The organism is Frankia sp. CeRuru1 (assembly GCF_977966315.1).
On sequence record NZ_CDWWEW010000177.1, the window covers coordinates 1 to 8,254 of the forward strand.

Annotated in this window: 6 protein-coding genes; 3 read left to right on the plus strand and 3 right to left on the minus strand. The window is 74.8% G+C overall.

The annotated features are described in order from the left end of the window. A partial coding sequence (locus AC08OP_RS14015) for a cobaltochelatase subunit CobN (RefSeq protein WP_476614594.1) occupies window positions 1–2,407 on the minus strand: 2,407 nt, incomplete at its 3' end. Between the two features lie 253 nt (window positions 2,408–2,660). Between AC08OP_RS14015 and AC08OP_RS14020 the strand changes: the two genes are divergently transcribed. The 3 genes from AC08OP_RS14020 to AC08OP_RS14030 are packed head-to-tail and all read left to right on the plus strand — an operon-like array spanning window position 2,661 to window position 6,459. After that, a complete protein-coding gene (locus tag AC08OP_RS14020) occupies window positions 2,661–4,187 on the plus strand; it encodes a nitrite reductase (protein ID WP_476614595.1) in 1,527 nt (508 codons plus the stop codon). Then, window positions 4,184–4,843: a precorrin-8X methylmutase gene (locus tag AC08OP_RS14025; RefSeq protein WP_476614596.1), complete on the plus strand. Its 660-nt coding sequence runs from the start codon at window positions 4,184–4,186 to the stop codon at window positions 4,841–4,843. The genes AC08OP_RS14020 and AC08OP_RS14025 overlap by 4 nt, the downstream gene beginning before the upstream one ends. Continuing rightward, window positions 4,843–6,459 (plus strand): precorrin-2 C(20)-methyltransferase, encoded by a 1,617-nt coding sequence (locus AC08OP_RS14030; protein WP_476614597.1) that lies wholly within the window; start codon window positions 4,843–4,845, stop codon window positions 6,457–6,459. Before AC08OP_RS14025 ends, AC08OP_RS14030 begins: the two co-directional genes overlap by 1 nt. Before the next feature lie 6 nt (window positions 6,460–6,465). Here the strand turns inward: AC08OP_RS14030 and AC08OP_RS14035 are convergent, their stop codons facing one another. Together AC08OP_RS14035 and cobM are read right to left on the minus strand one after the other, a co-directional pair. Then, entirely contained in the window at window positions 6,466–7,272 is an 807-nt protein-coding gene (locus tag AC08OP_RS14035; RefSeq protein WP_476614598.1) for a cobalt-precorrin-6A reductase, read from the minus strand. 20 nt (window positions 7,273–7,292) lie between these two features. Next, window positions 7,293–8,144, minus strand: a complete 852-nt coding sequence (cobM, locus tag AC08OP_RS14040) for a precorrin-4 C(11)-methyltransferase (protein ID WP_476614599.1) — start codon at window positions 8,142–8,144, stop codon at window positions 7,293–7,295. Between the last annotated feature and the right edge of the window lie 110 nt (window positions 8,145–8,254).

Sequence of the window (8,254 nt, forward strand, 5' to 3'; positions counted from 1 at the left end):
TTACCAGGGCGAGCGCCGTCGCCTCGGCGGCGTCGACCGCGCCGCGGGCCGCCCGGTCGTCCTCGACGAGCCCGAGGGCCTCCCGCAGCCCCGGCAGGGTGACGCGCCCCCCCCACATCTGCCGGGCCCGCAGCATCGCGAGCACCAGGTTGATCCGCGCCCCGCCGGTCGGCGCTTCGCCGAGCACGTGCAGGCCGTCGCGGATCTGCGCGTCCTTCACCTCGCACAGCCACCCGTCGACGTGCAGCAGGAAGTCGTCGAACTCGGCGTCGTGCGGCCGGTCGGCCAGTCCCAGGTCGTGATCGAGCCGGGCGGCCTGGATCAGCGTCCAGATCTGCGCCCGGATGGCCGGCAGCTTCGCCGGATCCATGGCGGCGATGGTGGCGTGCTCGTCGAGCAGCTGTTCCAGGCGGGCCAGGTCGCCGTAGCTCTCCGCGCGGGCCATCGGCGGAACCAGGTGATCGACCAGGGTCGCGTGCGCCCGGCGCTTCGCCTGCGTGCCCTCGCCCGGGTCGTTGACGAGGAACGGGTAGATCAACGGCAGGTTGCCGATCGCCGCGTCGGTCGGGCAGGACGCGGACATGCCCACGGTCTTGCCGGGCAGCCACTCCAGCGTCCCGTGCTTGCCCAGATGGACGACGGCGTGCGCGCCGAAGCCGCCGAAGCCGCCGGAGCCGCCGGAGCCGCCGGAGCCGCCGGCGAGCCACCGGTAGGCGGCGAGGTAGTGGTGGCTCGGCGGCAGGTCGGGGTCGTGGTAGATGGCGACCGGGTTCTCCCCGAAGCCGCGTGGCGGCTGGACCAGCAGCACGATGTTGCCGGCCTGCAGCGCGGCGAGCACGATCTCCCCGTCCGGATTCGCGGACCGGTCGACGTACAGCTCGCCGGGCGCGGGCCCCCAATGCCGTTCGACGCTCTCCCGCAGGTCGGCGGGCAGGGTGTCGAACCACGCCCGGTACCGCGCCGCGCTGATCCGGACCGGGTTGCCGGCGAGCTGCTCCTCGGTCAGCCAGGCCGGATCCTGCCCGCCCGCGGCGATGATCGCGTGGATCAGGGCGTCACCGTCCTCGGCCGCGACCCCCGGCAGCGCGTCCGGGCCGTCGTCGGGCCCGATGTCGTATCCGGCCGCGCGCATCGCCCGCAGCAGGCGCACGGCGCTCGCCGGGGTGTCGAGGCCCACCGCGTTGCCGATCCGGGAGTGCTTCGTCGGGTAGGCCGAGAGCATGAGCGCCACTCGGCGTTCGGCCGGTGGGACGCGCCGCAGCCGGCCGTGCGCGACGGCGATGCCGGCCACCCGGCCGGCGCGTTCGGTGTCGGCGACGTAGCTTGTCAGCCCGTCCGCGTCGATCTCCTTGAAGGAGAACGGCACGGTGATCAGGCGCCCGTCGAACTCGGGGATCGCCACCTGTGTCGCCGCGTCCAGCGGGGACAGCCCGTCGTCCGACTCCGCCCACGCCGCCCGGCCGCTGGTCAGGCACAGTCCCTGCAGGATCGGGATGTCCAGCGCGGCCAGCGCGCCGACGTCCCACGCCTCGTCGTCGCCTCCGGCGGAGGAGTGCGCCGGCTGGCTGCCGCCCGCGGCGAGCACGGTGACGATCAGCGCGTCCGCCCGCCCGAGGGCGGCGAGCAGCTCGGGTTCGGCGGCGCGCAGCGACGCGCAGTACACCGGCAGCGGATCCCCGCCGGCCCGCTCGACCGCGGCACAGAGTGCCTCGACGAACGCGGTGTTCCCGGCGACGTGGTGCGCGCGGTAGTACAGGACACCGATGACCGGCCGCACCGCGACCGGCCGCACCGCGTTCCCCGCGAGGACGTCCGGGACATCCCGGCTGGCTGAGGCGTCCGGGGTGGCTGAGGCGTCCGCGGTCCGGTCGAGCACTCCCCAGGCCGGGATGGTCACCGGCGGGGCGAATCCGGTACCGGACAGCAGCAGGGTGTCAGCGAGGAATCGGTGCAGCTCGCCGAGGTTGGCCGGACCGCCCTGGGCGAGGTAGGCGTGTGCCTCGGCGCAGATGCCGCCGGGCACCGTGGAGACGGCCATGAGCTCCGCGTCCGGGGTCCGTTCGCCACCGAGCACGACCACCGGGCGCGGGCCGGCGAGCAGCGTGTCGAGCCCCTCCTCCCAGGTCCGCCGGCCGCCGAGGATGCGCACCACGACCACATCGGCACCGCTGGTCAGCGCCGGGAGATCGGCGACGGAGAGCCGGGCCGGGTTGGCGAGGCGGTAGCGGGCTCCGCTCGCCCGCGCGGAGAGCAGGTCGGTGTCGGAGGTCGACAGCAGCAGGACGACCGCGTCGACCTCCGTCTCCCCGGCTCCCGGCGTCTCCCCGGCTTCGCGGGTGACCGTGGCCAACGGGTCGTCGGAAGGGTCGTTGGACGGATCGCTGGGAGGAGTCTGCACAGGCGACATGGTGATGCCTTTCCCGGGGGTCCACGCCCCGCGTCGGTGGCCGTGCCTGGGGCGCACTCCCCGGTGACGGTGGCGGGACCGCACCGGATCCGCACCGGATCCGCACCGGGCTTCCTTGCTTCCTCGCCGTTCGCCGCTCGTGGCCCCGTCACGATCGCAGAGAGGCGGGAGGTGTTGTCAAGCACTCCGCTGTCGTCGTGACAAAGAAAACGATCAACCGGCATCGCCCGAGTCCGGCACGTATGCTCCGCCGGTGCCCACCAGTCCGCGGGAGCGTGTCCGCGACGCCTGCCCTGGTGTGCTGACGACGCATCCGGCCGCGGACGGCGCGCTCGCGCGGCTGCGGCTGCCCGGCGGCCGGCTGACCGCCGCCGCGGCGAAGACCCTCGCCGGCTGCGCGCGGGAGTTCGCCGATGGCCACCTTGAGCTCACCTCCCGGGCTAACGTGCAGCTACGCGGCCTGGCTAACGGCTTGGCCGACGGTACGGCCGAGGAGCTCGCCGCCCGGGTGAGCGCGGTCGGCCTGCTGCCCTCGACGACGCACGAGCGGGTCCGCAACATCGTAGGCTCGCCGCTGTCCGGACGCGGCGAGGCCGGGTGCCGGGACATCGCGCCGGTCGTCGCCGAACTGGACCGCCGGCTGTGCGCGGATCCGGCCCTCGCCGCGCTGCCCGGCCGGGTGCTGTTCGCCGTCGACGACGGCAGCGGGGACCTGGCCGGGCTGCCCGCGGACCTCGCGCTGCGCGCCCTGCCCTCCGGGGAGATGCTGCTGGCCGTCGCGGGCGCGACCCGCGCGCTGCGGTTGCCCGTCCACGTCGCCGTACCCGCGCTCCTCGCCGCGGCGCGGGCCTTCATCGAGGCCCGCGCGGCGGTGGGCACCGCCGCGACGGCCTGGCGGATCGCCGAGTTGCCGGGTGGACCGGGTGGACCGGACGACCTGCTCGCGGCTGCCGCGGCCGAGGCCGGCGCCGTTGGGATCGTCCAGGCTGCTGGAATTGCTCAGGCCGCTGGGATCGTCCAGGCCGCTGGGATCGTCCAGGCCACTGGGAGCGCCACCGTTCGGGCCGGCGCGTGGCCCGGTCCGCATCCGCAGCGTGATGGCCGCCGGGCGTTGACCGTGCTCGTCCCCCTGGGGCGGCTGAGCGCCGACCAGCTCGACCTGCTCGCCGCCGCCGCGGCAGCCGGTGTCGGTGGCGGAGCGGGCGGTGTCGGCGGAGCGGGCGGTGGTGAGGGTGTCGGCGGAGCGGGCGGTGCCGAAGACGGCGTCCTGGTTGTGACTCCGTGGCGGTCCGTCGTGCTCCGCGATCTCGACCTGGCCGAGGCTACCCGGTGGTCGAGGGCGGCGGCGGACGCGGGCCTGGTCGTCGATCCGGCATCATCCTGGGTCGGCGTGACGAGCTGTGCCGGTCGGCCGGGATGCGCCCGGGCGCTGGCGGATGTCCGCCGCGACGCGGCGGTGTCCGTGCGGATCCGAGCTGGCGACCCGTCGACGCCGACGCACCCGGCCGGGAGGCCGCAAGCCCTCCGGCCCGTCCCGGTTGGCCCGGCCCTCGCGCCGGTGCACTGGTCGGGCTGCGAGCGGCGCTGCGGGCAACCGGGAGGACGGGTGGTGGAGGTTGTGGCGACCGGGTCCGGCTACCGGGTCCGTCGGACGGGCCTCGGGGCCGCCGCCGCATCCGTCGGAGCGGACGGCGGCGAGGCGACGGTCGTGTCGTCGAGCCCCGGCGACGGCCACCGTGACCTGGCCGCGGCCGTCAGGTCGGCGAGGAGTCTGGCATGAACGGCGTATCAGGCATGAGCGGTATGCAACGTTACGACTACGTCCGTGACGGCGCGGAGATCTACCGCCGGTCGTTCGCGACGATCCGGGCCGAGGCGCGTCTCGACCGGCTGCCCGGTGACGTCGCCCGGGTTGCGGTCCGCATGATCCATTCTTGTGGAATGGTGGATCTCGTTGACGATCTCGCTTTCACCCCCGGCGTGGTCGCGGCGGCGCGCGCGGCGTTGCTGGACGGCGCCCCGGTGCTCTGCGACGCGCAGATGGTGGCGGCCGGCGTGACCCGCCGTCGGCTGCCCGCCGCGAACGAGATTCTCTGCCTGCTCGGTGATCCCCGGGTGCCGCAGCTCGCCGAGCGGCTGGGCACCACCCGTAGCGCCGCGGCGGTGGATCTGTGGGCGGATCGGCTCGCCGGCTCCGTGGTGGCGGTCGGGAACGCTCCGACAGCGCTGTTCCGCCTGCTGGAACTCGTCGCGGCCGGAGCTGGGCGACCGGCGGCGGTGCTCGGCGTGCCCGTCGGGTTCATCGGCGCCGCGGAGTCCAAGCAGGCCCTCGTGGATGATCCGGCCCGGTTGGAGCATCTCGTCGTGCACGGTCGGCGGGGCGGCAGCGCGATGGCGGTCGCCGCGGTCAACGCGATCGCGAGCGAGGAGGATTAATGGCGCCGTTGAAGGGCCGGCTGTGGGGAGTCGGGGTTGGACCGGGGGATCCCGAGCTCGTCACCCTCAAGGCGGCCCGCCTGATCCGTGACGCCGACGTGATCGCCTACCACAGCGCCCGGCACGGTCGCAGCATCGCCCGGTCGGTCGCCGCGAGCCAGTTGCGCGGTGACCAGATCGAGGAGGCGCTGGTCTACCCGGTCACCACCGAGACGACCTCCCACCCCAGCGGCTACCGTGGCGCGATCGACGAGTTCTACGAGGACTGCGCCAAGCGGCTGGCCGTCCACCTCGACGCCGGCCGGGACGTCGTGGTCCTCAGCGAGGGTGACCCGTTCTTCTACGGCTCGTTCATCCACCTGCACCGGCGCCTCGCCGACCGGTACCCGACCGAGGTCGTGCCGGGGGTGACGTCCCTGTCGGCGGGGTGCGCGGTGCTCGGCCGGCCGCTGGTCGAGGGCAACGAGGTCCTCACCGTGCTGCCGGGCACGCTGCCGCCGGCGGCCCTCGCCGAGTGTATCGCCGGCACGGACACCGCGGTCGTGCTCAAGATGGGGCGGACCTTCCCGGGGATCCGGGACGCCTTCACCGCCGCGGGACGCCTCGCGGACACCTGGTACGTGGAACGGGCCACCACCTCCGGCCAGCGCATCGCCCCGCTCGGTGCGGTAGACCCGGCCACGGTGCCGTACTTCTCGCTCGCGGTACTGCCGAGCCCGGTCCGGGGGCCGGACGATCCGGCGCCGCTGCGCGCGTCGCAGGCGGACTGGGTACTGACGGCGCCCACCGTTGGTACGGCGCCCACCGTCGGTACGGCTGGCGCCGTTGGCACGGCTGGCACCGTCGGTACCGACGGCACGCCCGGCGCGGGGGAGGTCGTCGTGGTGGGCCTCGGACCGGGCGCCGCGGGCTGGTTGACGCCGCAGGCCGCCGAGGCGCTGGCCGCCGCCGACGACCTCATCGGCTACGGCCCCTACCTCGACCGGGTGCCGGTCGATCCACGCCAGCGCCGGCACGCCTCGGGGAACACCGTCGAGGCCGAGCGCGCCGAGCTCGCCCTCGAACTGGCGGCCGGCGGCGCGAACGTCGCCGTGGTCTCCTCCGGTGATCCCGGGGTCTTCGCGATGGCCACGGCCGTCGTCGAGGCCGCGGCGGCGGAGCGGTTCGCGGGCGTCGAGGTGCGGGTCGTGCCCGGGCTGACCGCCGCGCAGGCGGTGGCGAGCCGGGTCGGGGCGCCACTCGGCCACGACTTCTGCGTGCTGTCGCTGTCCGACCGACTCAAGCCGTGGGAGGTCATCGAGCGGCGGCTGCGGGCGGCGGCCGCGGGCGACTTCGTCCTGGCGCTGTACAACCCGGCTTCCCGCACCCGTCGCCATCAGCTGGAGCGGGCCCACGAGGTGCTGCTCGAACACCGCCCCCCGGGCACGGTGGTGGTCATCGGCCGGGATGTCGGCGGTCCCGCCGAGAGCATCACCGTGACGAGCCTCGGCGCGTTCGACCCGGCCGAGGTCGACATGCGCTGCCTGCTGCTCATCGGCTCGTCGACGACCCGAGTGGTGCACCGCGGCCCCGGCCGGGACCTCGTGTTCACCCCACGTCGTTACCCGGTCACCTAGCCCCGGTCATCTAGGCCCTGGTGGTGCGACCCAGGCCACGGCGGCGTCGACATCGTCGACCGCGGTCACCCCGGGTGGCAGCGGCGGGCGGTCGACCATGATGACCGGCAGACCGAGGTCCCGGGCGGCGGCGAGCTTCGCGGCGGTCATCGTCCCGCCGCTGTTCTTGGTCACGAGGACGTCGACGCGGTGCCGGCGCAGCAGGGCGGTCTCCCCGGCGACGTCGAACGGCCCACGATCGAGGATGACGGTCAGCCGTGGCGGTACCGGGCCGGTCGGCGGTTCGACCGATCGGGCCAGGAACCAGGGCCGGTGCAGGCCGGCGAACAGGGCGAGGTCGGTTCGCCCGGTGGTCAGGAACACCCGTGGGGCCGGATCGGAATGCGGGCGCGGCCCGGGTGGGACGAACCGGTCGAGCAGAGCGACCGCGTCGGCCAGCGACGGGACCCGGCGCCAGTCGTCTCCGGGCTGCTCGCGCCAGCTCGGCCGGCGCAGGACGAGCAGCGGAACGCCGGTGGCGTGCGCGGCCTGCGCGGCCTGCGTGGTCATCGTCGCGGCGAACGGATGGGTCGCGTCGACCACCGCATCGATCCGTTCGGCCCGCAGGTAGTCGGCCAGGCCCGCCGCCCCACCGAAGCCGCCGATCCGGATCCGGCAGGACGGTGGCAGCGCAGGCTCGCGGACCCGACCGGCCAACGAGTAGACGATCTCGATGCGTTCCGTGCCGGCGGGATCCGGGGAGCCGAGCGTGGTTGCCAGGCGGCGCGCCTCCCCGGTTCCGCCGAGCAGCAGCACACGGCATGCCCCGGTCACCGAGCCCCGGGGGCGCCCGGTCACCGAGCCCGAGGGAGGGGATCCGGGCCACGCGGCGCGGCGTTTGCCTGGGAAGCCTGGGAAGCCTGGGAAACCGGGGAGGCCGGGGGAACGGACGACACGCATCCGTCCGGTCCGAAGCGTTCCCGGGAGTACAGGTAGCTGTCCCGGAAACCCTCCGCGGCCAGGGCGTGACCCACGATGATCACGGCCGTCCTGGTGAGCCCCGCGGCCCGCGCCCGACCGGCGATGTCGGCGAGCGTGCCGCGCAGCACGATCTCGTCGGCCCGGCTGGCCCAGGCGACGACGGCTGCCGGGCAGTCCGTACCGTAGTTCGGCACGAGCTCGGCGACGAGCGTCTCGATACGGTGCACGGCCAGGTGCAGCACGAGGGTCGCCCCCGACCGGCTGAGGGCGGCGAGGTCCTCGCCGGGCGGCATGGGACTGGACAGCACGGCCGTGCGGGTCAGCACCACGCTCTGGGCGACGCCGGGAACCGTCAGCTCCCGGCGCAGCGACGCCGCCGCCGCGGCGAAGGCAGGGACACCCGGCGTCACGTCGTAGGCGATCCCGGCCGCGTCGAGCCGGCGCATCTGCTCGGCGACGGCGCTGTAGAGCGACGGGTCGCCGGAGTGCAGGCGGGCGACGTCGTGACCGGCGGCGTCGGCCGCGACCAGCTCCGCGACGATGTCGTCCAACGGCATCCGGGCGGTGTCGACGAGACGGGCCCCGGGCGGGCAGTGCGCCAGCAGCTCGACCGGGACGAGACTGCCGGCGTACAGGCAGACCGGGCAGGACGCGATCAGGTTCCGGCCGCGGACGGTGATGAGGTCGGCGGCGCCCGGTCCGGCCCCGATGAAGTGCACGGTCACGCCGGCCCCCGCCGGTTGTCCCCGGGCGGCTGGACGTCCCCGGGCGGCTGGACGTCCCCGGGCAGCTCGGCGGCGGGGGCGGCGGACGCTCGGCGCATGCTGCTGGGCCC

Bases quoted from the DNA above. Each gene is read 5' to 3' on its own strand.
- AC08OP_RS14025 (WP_476614596.1), top strand. From the start codon at position 4,184: ATGAACGGCGTATCAGGCATGAGCGGTATGCAACGTTACGACTACGTC.
- AC08OP_RS14030 (WP_476614597.1), top strand. From the start codon at position 4,843: ATGGCGCCGTTGAAGGGCCGGCTGTGGGGAGTCGGGGTTGGACCGGGG.